Source organism: Nostoc sp. GT001, from assembly GCF_030382115.1.
Taxonomy (GTDB): domain Bacteria; phylum Cyanobacteriota; class Cyanobacteriia; order Cyanobacteriales; family Nostocaceae; genus Nostoc.
The window spans coordinates 3396894-3416501 of sequence record NZ_JAUDRJ010000003.1 but is presented as its reverse complement, the minus strand read 5'-3'; the positions used below and the strand labels follow the sequence as shown (position 1 = coordinate 3416501).

At 41.5% G+C, this 19608-nt stretch carries 12 protein-coding genes and 4 pseudogenes; 5 read left to right on the top strand and 11 right to left on the bottom strand.

Features of this window, described 5'->3' with window-relative positions:
• Positions 1 to 22: 22 nt before the first annotated feature.
• From QUD05_RS17610 to QUD05_RS17595, 4 genes and pseudogenes are all read right to left on the bottom strand, one after another.
• Positions 23 to 1419, bottom strand: a pseudogene (locus tag QUD05_RS17610) (ABC transporter substrate-binding protein).
• A 65-nt stretch (positions 1420 to 1484) separates the two neighbouring features.
• Positions 1485 to 2531: a PstS family phosphate ABC transporter substrate-binding protein gene (locus QUD05_RS17605; RefSeq protein WP_289797199.1), complete on the bottom strand. Its 1047-nt coding sequence runs from the start codon at positions 2529 to 2531 to the stop codon at positions 1485 to 1487.
• Positions 2532 to 2559: 28 nt separating this feature from the next.
• Positions 2560 to 3963, bottom strand: coding sequence for a serine/threonine-protein kinase (locus QUD05_RS17600; protein ID WP_289797198.1), 1404 nt, complete (start codon positions 3961 to 3963; stop codon positions 2560 to 2562).
• Between the two features lie 305 nt (positions 3964 to 4268).
• Positions 4269 to 5282 carry a LysR family transcriptional regulator gene (locus tag QUD05_RS17595; protein WP_289797197.1) on the bottom strand — a complete coding sequence of 338 codons (1014 nt, stop codon included), beginning with the start codon at positions 5280 to 5282 and terminating at the stop codon, positions 4269 to 4271.
• A gap of 212 nt (positions 5283 to 5494) precedes the next feature.
• On the opposite strand from QUD05_RS17595, the gene QUD05_RS17590 reads away from it, so the two are divergent.
• The 3 genes from QUD05_RS17590 (at position 5495) to QUD05_RS17580 (ending at position 9500) form a co-directional block, all read left to right on the top strand.
• Positions 5495 to 6211 (top strand): NnrU family protein, encoded by a 717-nt coding sequence (locus QUD05_RS17590; protein WP_289797196.1) that lies wholly within the window; start codon positions 5495 to 5497, stop codon positions 6209 to 6211.
• A gap of 601 nt (positions 6212 to 6812) precedes the next feature.
• The gene (locus QUD05_RS17585) at positions 6813 to 7199 is read left to right on the top strand and encodes a thioredoxin family protein (protein ID WP_289797195.1); all 387 of its coding nucleotides are present in this window, start codon (positions 6813 to 6815) and stop codon (positions 7197 to 7199) included.
• A gap of 198 nt (positions 7200 to 7397) precedes the next feature.
• On the top strand, positions 7398 to 9500 hold the full coding sequence (locus QUD05_RS17580) for an NAD(P)H-quinone oxidoreductase subunit 5 (protein ID WP_289797194.1): 2103 nt from the start codon (positions 7398 to 7400) through the stop codon (positions 9498 to 9500).
• A gap of 259 nt (positions 9501 to 9759) precedes the next feature.
• Here the strand turns inward: QUD05_RS17580 and QUD05_RS17575 are convergent, their stop codons facing one another.
• The 3 genes and pseudogenes from QUD05_RS17575 to QUD05_RS17565 all read right to left on the bottom strand — a co-directional run bounded on the left by QUD05_RS17575 (position 9760) and on the right by QUD05_RS17565 (position 11836).
• Complete coding sequence (locus QUD05_RS17575) at positions 9760 to 11229, bottom strand: hypothetical protein (RefSeq protein ID WP_289797193.1); 1470 nt, start codon at positions 11227 to 11229, stop codon at positions 9760 to 9762.
• Between the two features lie 70 nt (positions 11230 to 11299).
• Positions 11300 to 11530: pseudogene (locus QUD05_RS17570) on the bottom strand (hypothetical protein).
• 48 nt (positions 11531 to 11578) lie between these two features.
• Entirely contained in the window at positions 11579 to 11836 is a 258-nt protein-coding gene (locus QUD05_RS17565; RefSeq protein ID WP_289797192.1) for a hypothetical protein, read from the bottom strand.
• Between the two features lie 369 nt (positions 11837 to 12205).
• Between QUD05_RS17565 and QUD05_RS17560 the strand changes: the two genes are divergently transcribed.
• On the top strand, positions 12206 to 13783 hold the full coding sequence (locus QUD05_RS17560) for an NAD(P)H-quinone oxidoreductase subunit 4 (RefSeq protein ID WP_289799994.1): 1578 nt from the start codon (positions 12206 to 12208) through the stop codon (positions 13781 to 13783).
• A gap of 184 nt (positions 13784 to 13967) precedes the next feature.
• Here QUD05_RS17560 and QUD05_RS17550 read toward each other — a convergent pair.
• The 4 genes and pseudogenes from QUD05_RS17550 to QUD05_RS34430 form a co-directional block, all read right to left on the bottom strand.
• Positions 13968 to 15276: pseudogene (locus QUD05_RS17550) on the bottom strand (NF041680 family putative transposase).
• Positions 15277 to 15572: 296 nt separating this feature from the next.
• Entirely contained in the window at positions 15573 to 15719 is a 147-nt protein-coding gene (locus QUD05_RS17545) for a hypothetical protein (protein ID WP_289800150.1), read from the bottom strand.
• A 15-nt stretch (positions 15720 to 15734) separates the two neighbouring features.
• Positions 15735 to 18338, bottom strand: a complete 2604-nt coding sequence (locus QUD05_RS17540) for an ATP-binding protein (RefSeq protein WP_289797191.1) — start codon at positions 18336 to 18338, stop codon at positions 15735 to 15737.
• Between the two features lie 39 nt (positions 18339 to 18377).
• A pseudogene (locus QUD05_RS34430) lies at positions 18378 to 18530 on the bottom strand (IS982 family transposase); the annotation flags it as partial.
• 232 nt (positions 18531 to 18762) lie between these two features.
• Between QUD05_RS34430 and QUD05_RS17535 the strand changes: the two are divergent.
• Positions 18763 to 19485, top strand: a complete 723-nt coding sequence (locus QUD05_RS17535) for a Uma2 family endonuclease (protein WP_289799993.1) — start codon at positions 18763 to 18765, stop codon at positions 19483 to 19485.
• Positions 19486 to 19608: the final 123 nt, after the last annotated feature.

Here is a 19608-nt window from a genome sequence, read left to right as displayed (position 1 = left end):
ATTTTTAATTTTTTATTGCTGATTAACGCACTGGTTCAAAGTCATAACCAGTCCGAGAGCGAGAACCAGGAACAATTTTTACAAGTTGAACTGGTGCATTGCGATCGCCTGATGCTAAAAACCGAATTGTACCAGAAGCGCCAGTGGCAGAAAAGTCAGATGACAAGAGTGCTTGTTGGACTCCAGATCGCGTGGGATTACGTTCTAATGCCGCAATTAGAGCTACAGTGGCATCATAGCTGAGGGCACTTCGCCAACTCACATCACCGCCCCATAACTGCCGCGATTTCTGGGGAAAATCTGACTTAGGATCGCCCTCAATATGCCAGGGAACTGCCACTATCATTCCCGCAGCTTGCTCTCTGCCAATTTCTAAAGTTTTAACGGTGTAAACATCATCTCCTCCTAGCAGAGTTAAGCGTTTCTGGTTAATTTGAACTACTTGTAGGGCTTTATCGAGAGTTCCAGCGTTAGCAGCTAGCATCATCACTTCTGCACCTTGCTTAGTTGCTTGTTCTAGACTTTTAGCCGCACTAAAATCCGCTTTGGATAAGTCAAATTCGCTGGATACCTGTCCACCCTCTAGGGAAACGGATGAAACAAACTCCGATTTCAAAGACTGGCTATAGTTACTCTGAGAATTAAAGAAAACCACTGCATTTTTTTCTGCAAGGTTTTCACCATATAGTTAGCTAAACTTCTCGCAGCCATAAAATCACTGGGAACTGTCCGAAAAACGTAGCGGCTAAAGTTAGAAATTTTGACAGATGTACTAGTCGGAGATATGGCTACAAGTTGTCCAGAAGTATAGATAGCACCAGCGGCTAAGGTGGAATCGCTAGTATTCGGCCCAACTACACCTAATACTTCGGAATTACTGACTAGGTTGGAAGCGATTTGCTTGGCTATTTCTGGATTGTCGTCATCGTTGGCTATCCCTACCCTTAAGGGTACTCCCTTGATTCCTCCAGAGCTATTAACTTGATTTTGGGCTTGGGCGATACCACGTAAAATTTCTAAAGAAACATTGGGGTCAGTGCCAAATGGTACAGAAGCCACGATGGTATAGCTCTTGGAAGAACCAATGCGGGCATTGTTAATAAAAATTAACGTTTCTGGATCGTTTCGGTTGAGTTTTAGAGCAGCTGTGAAATTGGCGATCGCTTTATCATAACTTTTAGCTGCGATCGCCTGTACTCCTTCTTTTTTCACTGGAGAAATGTCACCTGGAGTAAAAGATTTTTCCCCAAAACTAATACGGTCTTGCAAGGATGGATTGTTGCCTGGTTCCTGATTTGGAATAATGTTATTACCAATTTTGGCCCCATTGTTACTAAACCACCAAAAACCACCGCCAATTATGCCAGCTGTCAGCAGCAGAGCCAAAGCTAAAATTGTGGTTTCATTCTTTTGTGACATGAACAAGTTTAAATAAAGTAAAAATATTTAATATTTGATTATTTGGCTAAATATAACCATTTTGCTCATTTAATTCTAACGAATCCAGCTTTTTCGATCAGTTCTTGACCTTGAGGTGTCAGTAGCCAATTTGCATAAGCTTCGCCAGCTTGCTGATCTGTTTGACCATTCTGTTTAACGATTACAAATAAATTGCGGGTAATTGCATAGTCTCCACTACGAAATGCTTGACTATTCAACTGGTTGCGTTTACTGGGACATTCAGATGGAGAGACAACAGGTTGTTGGTAAGGAGGCACAAATTGACCGCTGATTCGCCCTAATGGTAGCGACTTAATAGTACATTGTGGTACAACCTCTGGGGCAGAAGCATAATAAATTGCGCCACTATTCGCGGCTACTTTTCGTACTGCTTCTGTGGTTGTGCCAACATAACTAACGTTAGTACCAAAATTTTCTTTATTTAAAACATTTTCGATAAAGAATTCCACTGTACCGCCAGCTTCTTTGTTGCGAGAATAGATTTTGATTGGTAAATTTGGCCCACCCACTTGTTGCCAATTAGTAATCTTGCCAGTGTAGATGTCTTTAAGTTGGGCGACGGTTAAACCAGGTATATTGAGATTGTAGTTAACCGCGATCGCAATACCATCAATCGCCACAGGAATTTCTTTCAAACTAAATTCTTTTTGTTTAGCTTCGGTATTTTCTTCAACTTTAACTGAGCGAGAAGATTGAGAAAAAGCTAGTTGATTATCTATCAACATCTTAATACCAGTTCCAGATCCTGCTTGACCTGAAGCAGGTTGAGTATAGCGTAAAGTAAATTGAGGACACAGGCTTTCTAGTACTGAGTCTACATCTTTACGGATAGGTGCCCAGGTTGTACTACCACCATAGTTGAATGTCCCTTCTGGGAGATTTGGGACGTTACATCTGTTGTTGACAAACTGGTTTATGGGATTACCTGTGTTACCATTCCCGGAAGTTTTAGGAACAGTTCCAGTTAATTGCGCCCACCGTTCCATAAGAAACCATAGACCACCAAAGATTAAACCAATAGTGATGACAACGGCTAAAAAAAGACTAAGTGTTTCGTTTTTCTGAGACATTTATGTAGCTGTTAGCACCAGAAGTTTTTTAAAGTAAGAGAGATAATAATTTATAAATAAGTCGAAATACCGCTGTCAATGAAATAGCTACTAAGCCTGCTCCAACTGCTAAAATCACCACTGACAGAAGGTCAAGTCCTCCCCGTAAAAAGGGGACAAAAAAAATAATCGCAAAAGTAATTGTGGGAATAATTAATAAATCGAACTTTTCAATCCACCGCTTAGTTTGGGCAAAAATTAGTATACCTAAAATCAAGGCAGAAGTAGTCAAAGTAACTATTGGTGATTTTACTAGACTGAAAAGGGCGATCGCGATCAATGCACCCTGAAATCCACTAAATCCCGCCCCTCCCAATAATTCCAATGTCGAAAACGCTGGTTGAGTTGATGGACGACGGGGAACAACAGGGTTAGAACCTTGGGGTGGTTGTGGCGGCAGGGTTACAGAGGGCGAATTCAGTTGTGTGGGAGATTGAGCCGCCTGTGAGTTAAGTGCGCGTAGAACCTCCTGGGCTGACTGGAAGCGCTGATTAGCCGCAGGTAGCAGCATCTTGTCTAAAATGTCAGCAAGGTGAGGGTTGACACTCACTTGGGTTCGCCATTTCCACTGGTTACTATAAGCATCAAATAGTTGAATTGCTTCCTTATTGGTTAACAAGGTAATTAGAGTTACAGCTAAAGCGTATAAATCCGTAGATGGAAATACTTGCCCCCCAGCCATCTGTTCAGGCGGTGCAAATCCCATAGAATAAATTCCTGTGGAAGAAGCAGCAGAACCAAGTGCAGCATTAGTTACTTGCTTGACTGCGCCAAAGTCTAGTAAGAAAAGTTTACCATCACGACGACGCATAATGTTTGAAGGTTTGATATCTCTGTGGATAATGCCTCTGTCATGAACAAACTCTAGTACCCGCAGAATTCCTTGTAATACTTCTAATACTTGTTGTTCAGAAAACTTACCTTGTTGAGCTAATTCTTCTTCTAGGGTTTGCCCATCAATGTATTCTTGCACCAAGTAAAAAAATTGGTCTTGCTCTCCTGGTTGCAAGCTATTAACTATCACTGGAAAGAAAGCAAACAAGTCAGGTATTTGCTCGTGATCGTTACCAAGTTGTGCTAAAACTTCTGCTTCTCTTTCAAACATTAACTGCGCTTGTTGCAGTTGAGTTAAGGTTAAATTTCCCGATGGTTGAAACTGCTTAACCACGCATTGACGCATTCCCGGTATTCGGCGATCGCGTGCCAAAAATGCTGCTCCAAACCCGCCCCTTCCCAGCAGTTTACTTGGCACATATCGACCATCTAGCATCAATGGCATACCACAGGTAGTGCAATACTTTTGCTGGGTTGTTTTCAGTGTCGTAACATCATCTAAATCGACAAAATAGTTTTGTGGGCGTGGACAACGCGGACGAGTGCAGTAAACTTCCATTTTCGTGATTAGTCAAAATAATTCGTAATTGATAATACTCGCCTTCTCTACGAGATGCTACGCGAATGGCAAGAAGCAAGCTACGTAATTCGTAATTAGTTCAGGTTACAGATAAACTAAATTTGTTAATGGGGAACACGAAACTTTTTTCCTGATGTCAAACCTTTGGTTTGCCTACAGCACCCTGCACGAACACAATGGGTTCATAATTACGAATTAAGTTAGCGACAGAGGAGCGTGATTACGAATTATTTGGTCATTTACAAAAAACGAAGGACAAATTACAAGGGACTAATAACCTGATTTTAGTCTTCGCCAGATGAGGTGGGTGTTGCTACCTCCAATGTAGTTAACACTAGACTTTTTTGTGTTAATTTTAACACATCTTGATTCCATCCTGGGTTAGCAAACTGGGGCAAAATTTCTTGGCTAAAGGCTTCTGCGGCCTTGGATCTATAGCGATTGGGATTACAAATCAGCCACAGGTTGCGTTTGACAACAACGCCTTCAATGGGGGTACGGTGAAGAACGCCCATTTGTAACTCTTTAGCGATCGCACTAGTTGAGACAAAAGCAGCCCCTAAACCAGATTGCACAGCATTTTTAATCGCTTCAATGGAATTCAACTCCATTTCAACTTTAAAACGTCTGGTATCAATCTCGCAGCGTCCTAGCACTTGGTCTATTACTTTGCGGATAGTCGATTGGGAATCTAGGGCAATGAATTGTAATTTATATAGGTCTTCTTTCTGGATTTTTTCAAGTTTGGTAAAAGGATGAAAGACAGGTAAAATCAGCGCTAGCTCGTCCTCAGCGTAAGGAATCACTTCTAAAGATTCTGACAGTTCGCCGGGAATTTCACCGCCGATAATTGCCAGATCGACTTGTCCGTTAGCAACACTCCAAGCAGTCCGCCGGGTAGAGTGGACGTGTAATTGCACTGCCACATCTGGATATTTTTGTCGGAACATACCGATCATTCTCGGCAAAAGATAAGTGCTGGTGGTTTGAGAAGCACCGACAATTAAAGTACCACCTTGGAGGTTTTGTAAATCCTCGATCGCGCGGCAAGTTTCCTGACAGAGACTGAGGATTTTTTCACCATAGTTTAAGAGTAGATGCCCGGCTTCAGTTAATTGGGCGCGTCGTCCTCCGCGATCGAATAAGGGGACATCGAGCTGCCGTTCGAGATTTTGGACTTGCAAACTAACAGCGGGCTGGGAAACGTAAAGACTATCAGCGGCACGCTTGAAGCTTCCTTCTTGAGCGATCGCTTTCAGGATACGTAACTGATCTAAAGTGAAAGGAAGGTCAGACATAAGGCTCAACCCACAAACTTTTAAAGGAGCAGATGCACGTAATAAATCCGGTTTGGCAGCAATCAGCCGGACATGATTTGTTGCATATTAAACTTGAAGGCTTGACTCGAAAAAGACAGTAGCACAACATCTTGACTAAAGTCCCCTTTTGAATACTTTGTGGTATTGGTTGTACTGAATTCGGTTTTCTTTAAATTACTTCACCTGTGTATATGCTGCTGATTTCTTGGTTGACACCCAGTCATTTTGTCATACTGGGGTTACAAATAGTTTTTGCGATCGCTCACAGTGGAGGCGCTGCTTTACGCCCTTGGGCAGAAAAATATATTGGCCCAAGGTTTTATCGCATTCTCTTTGCATTAGTCAGCCTACCGTTGGCTGTGATATTAATTATTTACTTTTTTGGGCACCGTTATGATGGTTTGCAAATTTGGCAGGTACAAGGGGTGCCAGGAGTGCGAGAATTTGTTTGGCTGCTGTCAGCAATCTCGTTTTTGTTTTTATATCCTGCTACCTTCAATCTACTAGAAATTGCTGCCATTCAAAAGCCCCAAGTTCATCTCTATGAAACAGGAATTATTCGGATTACCCGTCATCCCCAGATGGTGGGACAAATAATTTGGTGTGTTGCTCATACTCTCTGGCTGGGTACTAGCTTTACCCTTGTGACTTCGATTGGATTGATATTGCATCACTTATTTGGGGTTTGGCACGGGGATCGCCGCCTCATGCATCGTTATGGCGAAGCTTTTGAAATTGCCAAACAGCGGACTTCAATTATTCCCTTTAAAGCAATTATTGACGGGCGTCAATCTCTCAAATGGCAGGAATTTCTCCGCCCTGCCTATTTGGGAGTTGCCATTTTTATAGCTTTGCTTTGGTGGTCGCACCCTCTGTTACTGGAAGCAACTAGTAGGATAGGATGGTAACTTTAGACGATCCCCAGTGTCAGCAGAAAATCCGAAATAGATGGAAATTTCAGCTTATCAATTGCCCCAAATCAATGTAGGATAAATTCAAACATCTATTCAGTGGAGGGTGCGTTCAGTCAGCTTGAGATTTTATATTGGTAGTCGTTGGTTGGTTGCTTTTCCTTGAAAGAAAGTGGCAGATTTAGTCAAATCCCCAGGCAGCCGCGGCAATCAGGAGTTAAACATCCAAAAAAGCCAACGCTACTTCTAAAGTGGCTTTTCTATCAGAGACACATTAACGCGCTCAATTTTTGCCAATTATTCTGTGTCCTGAATATTTATGTTCTGAAAGCATCTATCGGCAGTTACTGACTTGCCAATCCTCCACTGAAGCTAGTACCTGAGTCCTGAGTCAAAGCAAGAAACTTAGTATTCATTGCTTGGCAATTAGTCCCGATCCCCGCTTTAACTCTAAAAGAAAAATAAACGAGTTCCTCATGCAATCCGCTAATTTTTAGTCATGGACTTCTACTCAGCAACCAGAACTCGGAACTCAGCCCTACTAAATTCAGTACTGATAGCTAGTTTGATATAAAAACCTTATAATCCAAGAGGCGTCATGGTGTTGTCGGTTAGTGAGCGGACATTTACTCAAGAAGTTTTAGAATCTCCTATTCCTGTTTTAGTTAATTTTGAAGCGCCTTGGTGTGGCTTATGTCGAGTTATCCACCCACTATTGTTACAATTTCAAGCCCAGTGCGGGGATGAAATTAAATTAGTCGGGGTTAACGCCGATCAAAATTTTAAATTGTCTACTACCTATAGGCTAAAATCACTACCCACTTTACTATTGATTGAAAATGGCACTATTCGCCATCGCTTGGAATGCTTTCGCGGCAGAGAAGACTTACGTCTAGCTTTAGAAGAGATTAAAGCCAGCTACAGCAATTACCCCAAAATCCAAAAAAGTTCAAAAACAGTGGACTTAGAATGTCGATCTGCTTGATGGATATTGGATATTGGGTATGGGGCATGGGGCATTGGACTAATGACTAATGACTAATAACTAATGACCAAATCTAAAACCATGCTTAATACCCCACCCAATCAGCCTTGGGTGGGTTATTTTATCCTAAAGGGTGTGTGTCACAATTATTAACAGTTTCGACACGCTATTCAAGAATTCTAAAAGTAGGCGTCAGTGATGGAAGTAATCTATCAGTATGCCTGGCTGATTCCGGTGTTCCCTCTTTTTGGGGCAATGCTGGTCGGTCTAGGGTTAATCTCGTTGAATCAGGTGACAAATCGCCTACGGCAGCTTAACGCTGTGGTGATTATCTCCATGATGGCAGCAGCTATGGGGCTGTCCTTTGCCTTGTTGTGGAGTCAAATTCAAGGACACCCGTCTTATATTCGCACCTTTGAGTGGGCGGCGGCAGGTAGTTTCCACCTGAGCATGGGCTACACTATTGACCACCTAACAGCCCTAATGCTGGTGATTGTCACAACGGTAGCCTGCTTAGTCATGCTTTACACCGATGGCTACATGGCTCACGATCCCGGCTACGTGAGGTTTTACGCCTATCTCAGTTTGTTTGGCTCCTCAATGTTAGGTCTGGTGGTCAGCCCCAACCTAGTACAGATTTATATATTCTGGGAACTGGTGGGAATGTGTTCCTACTTGCTGGTCGGCTTTTGGTACGATCGCAAGTCAGCAGCCGATGCGGCACAAAAAGCCTTTGTAACCAACCGCGTAGGCGACTTTGGTTTGTTACTGGGCATTTTAGGGCTGTTCTGGGCAACAGGAAGCTTTGATTTTAATATCATGGGCGATCGCCTCGCCCAACTCGTCGAATCAGGTTCTATCAGCAATTTTCTCGCTGTCCTGTTTGCGATTTTAGTTTTCTTAGGGCCAGTTGCTAAATCAGCCCAATTCCCCCTCCATGTCTGGCTACCAGACGCAATGGAAGGCCCCACCCCCATTTCTGCCTTGATTCACGCAGCAACAATGGTGGCGGCGGGTGTTTTCCTCATTGCCCGGATGTACCCAGTATTTGAAGGCGTTCCAGTTGCAATGAATGTCATTGCCTTTACTGGGGCGTTTACGGCGTTTTTGGGGGCTAGCATTGCCATTACCCAAAACGACATCAAAAAGGGCTTGGCTTACTCCACCATTTCCCAACTTGGTTACATGGTGATGGCAATGGGCATAGGTTCCTACAGTGCTGGACTATTCCATCTGATGACCCACGCCTATTTCAAAGCGATGCTGTTCTTGGGTTCAGGTTCAGTAATTCATGGTATGGAAGGTGTCGTTGGACACGACCCCGCCTTAGCTCAAGATATGCGCTTGATGGGTGGACTGCGAAAGTATATGCCCGTCACCTCAATTACCTTTTTGATTGGTTGCTTGGCAATTTCTGGTATTCCGCCTTTTGCTGGCTTCTGGTCAAAAGATGAAATTCTGGGGAAGGCTTTTGAAGCTAATCCACTCCTCTGGTTCATCGGCTGGCTAACTGCCGGGATTACTGCTTTCTATATGTTTAGAATGTATTTCATGACATTTGAAGGCAAATTCCGGGGTACTGACGAGAAAATCAAACAAAAACTCAAGAGTGCTGCGGCGACAATTGTCCTGGAATTAGAGTCAGAAGAACTAGCCCCGAATTTTGAGCCTGGGGCGATGAAGAAAGGAGAATTGGCGGCAACTAGTCAGCAGCATGATTCCCATGATTCCCACGGGCATCACAGCGACTCCCCCCACGAATCGCCGTGGACAATGACACTGCCGTTGGCACTGTTGGCTGTGCCTTCTATTTTGATTGGTTTGGTGGGAACTCCCTACGCCAATTATTTTGAAGAGTTTATCTTTCCTCCTAGCGAAACCCTCTCCGAAGTTATAGAAAAGGCTTCCGAGTTCAATCCGACGGAATTTTACATCATGGCGGGTGCCTCAGTCGGAATTTCTTTGATTGCGATTACCCTGGCTTCGCTGATGTATTTGCGCCGTAAAATTGACCCAGCTGCGATCGCTGCTCAAATCAAACCACTTTACGAACTATCCCTCAACAAGTGGTACTTTGATGACATTTACCATCGGGTTTTTGTCCTCGGCTTGCGTCGCCTAGCTAGACAAGTTATGGAAGTTGACTTCCGCGTTGTCGATGGTGCTGTTAACCTCACAGGTTTTTTCACCCTTGTCAGCGGTGAAGGTCTGAAGTACCTAGAAAACGGTCGCGCTCAATTCTATGCCTTGATTGTGTTTGGGGCGGTTTTGGGCTTAGTGATTGTCTTTGGTGTTACCTGATTTTAATCGGGGTGGGCAAATGTCCACCCCTACATTATTTTTTGTCTCACGCAGAGGCGCAAAGTGGAATTGAGAGTTAGGTCTGAAAAGACGACAAGATATGTAAGACAAGCTACATAAGTTTATTTGCTCTAAAATTGCTATATTACAGCTATAAAAATATTTATTATATCTACCATGTAGACACCCAATCTATCAGTGATGGTAAATATATTATTCAAAAAGTATAACGTGCCTGAAAAGTCGGTATTAAAATTATTTACGATAAAGCCCAATTTATAAACTTGTCCATTTTATTGTCTTTTACCGCCTCTAAAGCAATATTTGTATCAATTACCATTTCTCTAAAATAAGACTCCAAAGGCATAATTTCATCATCGTTATAAGTCTGATATATTTTATATGCAATGGCATCTAACAAAGAGTGACAATACTCTCGGCTACGTTTTGCATAATAATCGAATAATCTACTAGTGGTACTACTAGAATGAACTAGCATATTACTAATACGATAGATGTTATAAACATCATCTTTGAGGTCAATAATTTTCTCAATCAAGTATTTTTCACAATAATTATTATTATAAAAAATTTCATTTACTTGATTTAAATCTGGCAACACTATGTTTTTAGAATTTAATTGTTTCTTTATTTCAGGAACTTTTTGTATAAATTTTTCTAAAAAATCTATTTTATCTTTATTAGCAGATAAGTAGTCTTGTAAATCCTGATCTATAGACTTAGATATATCCATTTCAGAAAATGTTAGAGGTGTAGTAAAAACACGTCCAACTTGTCTTACTTCATGATATAGATTAAATTTTAATTCACTCAAAGTAAGAAGTAACTGTACTGTTCTAATACCTTCACTATCAAGCCATAAATCTATATTTTCTTTAAGAATCTTCTTTTTATTCTTAAGACTATCTGATAGTTCAGGAAGCTTTTTAGAAATTGTTTTAGAATCATCAGAAAACTTTTCTACAGCAAACCATGAATTTAATATTTCTTCAGAACTTTGTGAAGCTTCAGTTGCTCGTCTATACCAGTCGATAGAAGCAAGCCATTTCACTACAGTTGGATGACATATATCTTCAGAAGATATCCACTGACCAAGCCTTTGTTGACTATTTTGTGAGTCAATAGAGTTATATCTGATAGTTTGCGGTTTATCCCTACCTTTAAAGTTAAAAGCTCGAATTTCTCCTTGAGAATCACAAATAACCCAATCACTTGATAAAATAATAGCCTGGTCTTTTCTATTGCGTGTTGAAAGAACAGCTATAGTTCTTTCAGCCATTTGTTGGGCTTTAATTTTCATGAATTTACTATCTACACCTCGGATATCCACTGCAACACAGTAATCCGAATTGTCTTCAACAGTTATGCTGAGAATCTCATTTTTTTTAATGTATTTTCCATCTATTTTAGGACGTTCTCTTGTCCAGACTTTTCTAATTTTGTCTATATCATCAAGTTGCTCTTTTTTAAAACTACAGTAACTAGAAAATTGAATTTTAAAAAACTTTTTTCCGTAAGCATTTTGAGAAAACCGATTTTTATTATTCTGTATTTCTTCACGCAAATCGTGTAAAATTAATAATAAATAGCGACTATAAGATCCTTTTTGGTTGTTTTCAATAGCATCGCATCTTCGCAACCATACTTGTTGTAAATTGTCAATATTTTTTATTACATACTCAGGCGCATTTGATAAAGTAAAATCCATTTTTTTGAGTTAATTATAAAAAAATTAATAATATAACCTTAATCCCAAAAAAAATGAAGAGTCGCAGACTTCATAACTTTTCATAGTTCATTGGTTTTGCAAGTCCTTCTGCAATCTCTCTTTTAGGAGATTGGGCAGATGCAATCAGTTTTTGTTGAGTTTTGTTAAATGATTTCTTCTATTTGAATTCATCTTGCAAATCTTCCAGGTACTCTCGAAGATGTTCTGCAACTCTTTCTTGCACATCTTCAGATAAAGATTCCATCATCTTAATTACAGTAGCGATCGCTGGAGATGACATAATCGAATTTCCTTTATCAACTTTCCCTGTCTATTTTACTAAAAAAACTCAATCAAATCGCTTACTGTAGTCCCAAAGCTCTGAAACTGGGAAAGTTTGTCCTACTGCTGCTTGTCGCACGGACTCTTGCAAATCGGCTAATATTTGTGCTTTTGGTTCTTGTTCATCAACCCAAGCTAAACCACTGACGTTATCAGAATTTATGGAACTCATCAGCTGTTGCCAAAGTTCTATAGGGACGAGTACATCTGTTGATTCTCCATTTACGTTAGTGAGATAACGAATTTGACTTTCAATTTGTGCCATTATCATTATGGTTATTTCTCCTGTCATGCTTTTTTGCACCAAATTGCTTTTTTCAACAACTACAAAACAGCATCGTGTATTTTTAGCGATAGGTTGACCTACGCGTAAACGCGGAGCGACTTGTCGTAGACATCGCACCACTAAACTATAATTTTATCGGCTGTTCTAGGGTAAATTTTTGACTTAACTGGGAGTATCACAACCCACATTCCGCACGCCCAAAGGTCAAAAGAGACTCCCAACAGCAGAGACGGGGGATTGCCAATTTAATTAAATCAACCTAACGAGGAAGACGAAATCCCCAAAAAGCTGTTACTTAATAACTAGTGACTTTTTGCCAAACATGATTTTGATAGCAGACTAATTGTGATGAATATAGCTAATTTTCCGTGGCTGACGACGATTATTCTGTTTCCGATAGCCGCATCGCTACTTCTTCCCATCATCCCTGACAAAGAAGGCAAAACAGTGCGCTGGTACTCCCTCGTCGTAGGGCTGATAGATTTTGCACTAATTGTTTACGCTTTTTATACTGGGTATGATTTCTCCAATCCAGATTTGCAGTTGGTGGAAAGTTACCCCTGGGTACCACAATTGGGTTTGAATTGGTCAGTAGGGGCTGATGGCTTATCCATGCCCCTAATTATTTTGACTGGATTCATTACCACGCTGGCGATTTTAGCAGCTTGGCCTGTCACCTTCAAGCCCAAGCTATTCTACTTCTTGATTTTGGCAATGTATGGCGGCCAGATTGCCGTGTTCGCCGTCCAGGATATGCTGTTGTTTTTCCTGGTGTGGGAACTGGAACTGGTACCGATATACTTCCTGCTGTCGATTTGGGGAGGTAAAAGGCGGCAGTATGCAGCGACTAAATTTATTTTATACACCGCCGGCGGTTCGCTGTTTATTTTGCTGTCTGCCCTGACAATGGGATTTTACGGCGATACGGTGACGTTTGACATGAGAGCGATCGCCTTAAAAGATTTCGCCCTGAATTTCCAACTTGCCCTCTATGCTGGCTTCCTGATTGCCTACGCCGTCAAATTGCCGATTATTCCATTGCACACCTGGCTACCTGATGCCCACGGTGAAGCTACAGCCCCAGTACACATGTTATTAGCAGGTATTCTCCTGAAAATGGGTGGTTACGCCTTAATTCGGATGAATGCTCAAATGCTCCCCGATGCCCACGCTTATTTTGCACCAGTGTTGGTAGTTTTGGGGGTAGTTAATATCATCTACGCTGCCTTGACATCCTTTGCCCAGCGAAACCTAAAGCGAAAAATTGCCTACTCCTCAATTTCTCATATGGGCTTTGTGATGATTGGTATTGCCTCCTTCACCGATTTGGGATTGAGTGGGGCAGTATTACAAATGGTTTCCCACGGGTTAATTGGGGCGAGTTTGTTCTTCCTGGTTGGCGCAACTTACGATCGCACCCACACCCTGATGTTGGATGAAATGGGCGGTGTTGCGAAGAGAATGCCGAAGATTTTCGCCATGTTCACCACCTGTTCGATGGCTTCTTTGGCATTGCCAGGGATGAGCGGTTTCGTGGCAGAATTGATGGTATTTGTGGGCTTTGCTACTAGCGATGCTTATAGCTCTACCTTCAAAGTGATCGTGGTGTTCTTGATGGCAGTGGGAGTGATTTTAACTCCGATTTATCTGCTGTCGATGTTGCGAGAAATTTTCTACGGTAAAGAGAACGAGGAATTAGTTTCTCACCAAGCTTTGATAGATGCCGAACCCCGTGAAGTATTTATCATTGCCTGTTTGTTAATTCCAATTATTGGTATTGGTTTCTATCCCAAATTGCTGACTCAAATGTATGACGCTACAACTGTACAATTGACAGCAAGATTGCGTGATTCCGTACCGACATTAGCACAGCAAAAAGACGAAACACTAAAGGTTTCGTTGAGTGCGCCCCAAATTGGTAATTAAGTTGCGATCGCTAGTTTAGTTGAAATATTTATTGCTTTGAGGGCGGGTTTTGTACCTGCCCTTTTTTATGTACATTACTTACAAGCGATCGCTTAATCACTGGAGTTTAGACTAAGCCATGCAAAATGACCCAGCAGGGCTGAGTTAATCAGAGACTTAGTGAAATTATCAATAATCTTGAGTATTAAACTGCAATTGATGGTTCTTTGCGTGGTCGTGTTACAGTTTTTTTAACAATCGGACATCGGTTTTTACGGTGACGCTTTTTTCCTGGTTGCCAACCAGGGGACTTTCCACGAGGTTTGGGTGCAGAGGTGGGAGTACCAATGGCCGCGAAAACTCCACCCATAGCTTGAGCAACTCTTCCAGGGGTCAAATTACCCTGAGACTTCTGCCAAGGTAAAGGATTGTCAGTTACAATATCACGGGCTAACCACAATTCCCAAGTCATCAGAGGCATGAGGTCACTCCATCTTTCACAATGCTATTGGAGTACTGAACTGTGGCACTGTCCAATGTAGACGTTGCTTTAAAAAGCGATACCAATGGTCAATGGTAAAGCGACGCAAGTAGAGACACCAAACTTCCTCTAATGGTGGGATTTCTTCTCCTACCCAAGCTAACCACAAAGGTTTGGATACTCGTTCATTGCCTTGTGCGTCGAGACGTTCAACCCGCAGGAGTAACATTGGGCGTGTAGCAGCCTGACGGAAGTGTAAATCTTTCCACAAGCTAACACGCACACGCCCTAATTTTGGGTCATTCATTTCCAACACAGATGTGGCTTCACTCCATGTTATTGGTTCATTGAGCTTAAATTTATCACCATGCTTCTTGGGACGGCCAATCCCTGGATAAGCTCCTGGTTCACCCCATAAACACAAATTTGAGCGCAACCGAACGAGAATATCTGCGGGAATACTGGCAGTTTTTAAGACAAAAGGGGCGCATCCATATTCACTATCCCAAACTGAAATCGGTCTAACAGGTAAATATTTACACACCTGTTTAAGTTGCCAAACCGCTTTCCCTATTGGACTTTCCCCACTTGTGATCCGCTCATGTCTCAAAGGTAATGCCCAACTGCCTGATTTTTCAGGTATCCAGGCAATTGTGCTATATCCTTGACCAATGGTAATCGGTTTATTTCCAGCTATGGATGTGCCACTATGTTCATAAGTTCTCTCTTGTAACGTTACTGCATCTGGGCGTGACCAGTTTGTATGGTCTCCTGCTAACAATGGTCGTCCCTCTGCTGGGATCTGTTTGATGTATAGCTGCATCAATTTTTGTCTTTGTGGTCTGCTATCTTGTAAGGCTTCATAGATGCTTGGCCACTTGCGTCTAAATACTGGTGATAAGGATAAATCTGCTAAGGAATAAACATTGCGAGTCAGCAATATGGCATCTGTTAATTCAAACGTCGCATCTTTAGCTCTACCTAAATATTTGTAAGCTACTTGACGAAACTCTTCAAGTCTGGCATTTTTCATGTTGGCAGGTGAGTAATGGTAGTTCTTTTCTCACTTTCTGCCAAAAGGGGGGCTGTATTCAATTAGACACCCCTTTTTTCTTGCTCATTATCTGATAATGATAATCGAATAAGGGGGTGGGAGAGAAACGAGCGATGCTCGTTTCTCTCCCACCATTTTCATGATTATCATTATTGTATTATTTTCTCGGCAAGCATACTACACAAAAATTGTTCAAGGTCGCGGATGCTTTGAGGCTGACAAGATAATATTTTTAACCTCTAATTCCTTTTGATTTGCGTTCTCTCATATCGCTTTTAGTCTAAACTCCAGTCCCAATCAATTAATGCAGAAGTTTCTGGAAAAAAGAAATGCATGGCTTGGGGAAAATAAGCTTCTAGAATTTCTTTCCAAGGGCTATCAAAATCAGCGCGTTCGCTATCACTAGTCATGTCATTTTTCATTTGTCCAGAATAGCATCAAATTCTGGATAGAGTCGCGGTACTTGTAGTAGCTAGTTTAGAACTTTGATTAATCGGAATCTCTACCCAAAACTCTGCTCCCTGTCCTGGTTCCGAAATACACCAGATGGCTCCGTTATGTTTTTCTGCGACAATCTGAGCGCTAATTGCTAATCCTAATCCAGTGCCTTTACCTGCGGCTTTTGTGGTAAAGAAAGGGTCAAATAATCTTTGCTTAACTACTTCGGTCATACCAGGGCCATTATCCGCAATTTGTACAGTTATGCGATCCAAGTCGCGTAACTGAGTATGAATTACAATCTGGCTGGGGTTAGCTTCTATATCCTCAATAGTTCGCTTACTGTTATAACTATCCAGAGCGTCAATGGCATTACTGATCAGATTCATAAATACCTGATTCAGTTGTCCGGCATAGCACTCTACTAAGGGAATATCACCATATTCTTTGATTATTTCAATTCCGGCATTTCCAGAGGTTTGTTTGAGGCGATTCTGTAAAATCAGTAGTGTGCTATCGATACCTTCATGAATGTTGACAAACTTCATATCCGCTTCGTCAAGTCGAGAAAAATTTCGCAAGGATAGAACTATTTCACGAATGCGATTAGCTCCCATTTTCATTGAAGTTAGGATTTTAGGTAGATCCTCAGTCATAAAGTCAAGGTCGATCGCTTCTATATGAGCTTGTACTTCAGATGTTGGATTAACATTGGACTTTTGATAGAGTTCTACCAGTTCCAATAAGCCGAGTGTATATTCATTTACATGGGTCAGATTGCCGTAGATAAAGTTAACTGGGTTATTGATTTCATGAGCTACTCCTGCCACTAATTGACCTAAACTCGACATTTTTTCAGTCTGAATTAGTTGAGATTGAGTCTGTTTGAGATTGTGTAAAACTTGGTTGAGTTGTTCTGCTTGAGCGGTAGCAGCAGCAGTAGCAGCGCGGCTTTGATTATACAATTGGGCTTGGTCAATAGCGATCGCTAACTGGTCAGCCACGCCTCGAATAATTTCCACTTCATCATCACTCCAAGGGTGAAGCTCTCTACTATGTTCGCAGACAATCACACCCAAACAACCCGACTGGGTTTGAATTGAAACTATTAGTAGAGACTTAAAGCCCAATGTCACTAGTAAATTCCGACTCTTGAAATCAAGCCACGAATCTGTCGCAATGTCATCAAAGCAAAGCAAATTCCCTTGCATGACAGCTTCACTCAGGGCTTCCACGTTCTGGATAGGAGAACAGCCCAAGGGTTCTGTTAAATCGGGAGCGCAAGCTTGCTGACTCAGTTCAAAGCTAGTAGATTCATCTTCTTGATGACACCAAAAAAACTGGCATCGATCGATCTGTAGCAGTTCCCGAACTTCAACCACTACTGTACTCAAAATCGTATTTAGATCCAGCGAGTTACGAATTTGACTAGATAGACGAGTTTTAAGAATTTTCTCCCGCTCAACTAGCTCTCGCAATTGGACTTCAGACTGTTTTAACTCTAGCTTGGCCATCTGACGATTGACACTAGCTCTTGCTAGTAGCCAAGAACCAATGCCAATTAGTCCTATTAATCCAGCATATAGCAGTAGCAATTGACTCAAAAATCGGTTTGATTTGGTCGTCAACGCCTCTGGCGATACCCATGAGACAATCTTCCAGTAATAGGATTTTTTAGTACCAATTTGATGTTGGCTTGGTGCAAAAGCTTGTCCGGCTCCCGTACTAGATTTTTGCCCTTCCACAAGTGGATAGACTGTGGTAAAAGTGAACATTCCCTCAGCAGTTTGGAATTGTCCCGATTCTTTTTGAGAAATTTCCTGCCATGCTTGGGGAAAAGCTTTGCCAAAAGTGCGGTTTTTGCGTTCGGGAAACATAAATCCCCATTCATCTTCAGGCTTCACCCCTTTTAACCAGTAACCATCGGCATTCAGTAGCATTCCCTGGCTAGAAGCATTAGCAAAAGTTTGATTAAAATTGTCCAGCAGTTTTGCGCCGAAATAGTTTAAGATTACAACGCCTCGTTTCTGTCCACGGCGATCAAAAACAGGAGTACCAAAGCGGATCATTGGCTTAAGGGGTTGTTCAACTTGACCACGTTCGATGTTGAGGTCAAGGGGAGAGACAAATACTTGTCCTTGGTTTAACCGCAAAGTGTCATTAAACCAGTAGCGCTTGGCTTGAACTTGCAGTTTTTCTTCGGGGACAATCGCTGGTTCACCCTGGTTAAAGTTGACTCTGACAACTTCTTTACCTGATTGATCCAAAAAGCGGATTTGGTCGTAAAGTTTTTTATATCGAGAAAATAATAAGAATTCTTGGGAAAGTGCCTGTTGTTGTCCATTCACTCCCTCTAAAATTCTTTGTAGCTCATTTTGTTTAGAGATAACCATCAAATCTGAGATAACAGAATGAAAATCTCCACTGATTACTTTGGTTTGTAAATCTACCTTGCCGATTTCATTAGTTTTTAATACAACTTTTTCAGTTTGTACCTGTTGGTAGTAGATAGTTGCGATAACACCCCCAACTAATGCTGACAAGGGCAAAAAAACCGTTAGGAAGTTTTTGATTAAAACTCGTGAATGTATCTGTAGTGACATATCTGTTACTTAAGTAAAACTCAAATATCGGGCTAAAAATTAGCTAAGTTCCAGATGCGCTACATTTTCGGAGTCCAGGTTGAGAGAAGATTTTTTCTCTTGGTAGGTATAGGTATTCAGCCCAGCTACCAAATTAACCATGAAATTGAATACTCTGCGACTTCTGGAATGTTCTATGTGAACAATGTTCCGCCCTTTTTTGCTATTGTCAGTTAGATACTCTGATAGTCAGTACCGAAAAACCACGAATTTGATGTAATAAATTTACACTTGTAAGTATTTACATACTGAGATGATCCCGACATCAGGCGATGTCTATGACGGGCTACGCCTACGCTAAAAATGGTTTTTGATTTTTGATATGCGATCGCACATCAATAGATTACCTACAATCTATCTAGAATCAGATTTGGCAAAACCGCTCATGTTAAACTACAATCCGCTCCATTGTTTGCCATCTTCCGAAGAACTACCGGACTCTAATGACACCCCTGTGGATAATGAAGTCCAAAATTTAATTCCCGGCTTGCTAAAAACGATACTAGCTTTGGTTTGGTGCGATCGCTGGGATTGGTTCTTTGGTGTTGATATGGGTATTTATTATCACCCAGAAAAATCAGCTATTGTCCCTGATGGGTTTCTCAGCTTAGGAGTTAAACGCTTCGTTGATGAGGATTTACGCCTAAGTTATGTGCTGTGGGAAGAAAAGCAATTGCCAATTTTAGCACTAGAAGTTGTTTCCCAAATATATCGGGAAGAATATAACATCAAGAAAGAATTCTATGCTAAAGAATTAGGAATTTTGTACTACGTTGTATATAGTCCCCTTCGGCGTAAAAAGACACCCTTGGAAGTGTATCGCCTAGTCGATGGGGAATATATCTTAATGTCAGGAAATCCCATTTGGCTACCAGAAATTGGTTTAGGAATTGGGCGAGAACGGGGAATTTATCAAGGTATAGTGCGGGAATGGCTTTACTGGTATGACGAAGAAGGGCAAAGATTGCTGACACCAGAAGAACGCATTAGAGAAGCGGAAGAACGCACAGCTTTTGAAGAACAGCGGCGGGTGGAAGCAGAACAAAAAGTAAAAATGTTAATTGAAAGGTTGAATGCACTAGGTGTTGATCCAGAAACTCTGTCATAGCACCAAATTTCGTGATTTTTGCTGCCTTAATGTTAATTAGCTTCCTGGCTAGGGAATTATATCTATAAAGCAACTCATTGCTTGATGATGCAAATCGTCATGGCTTGTTGCTCAATAAATATA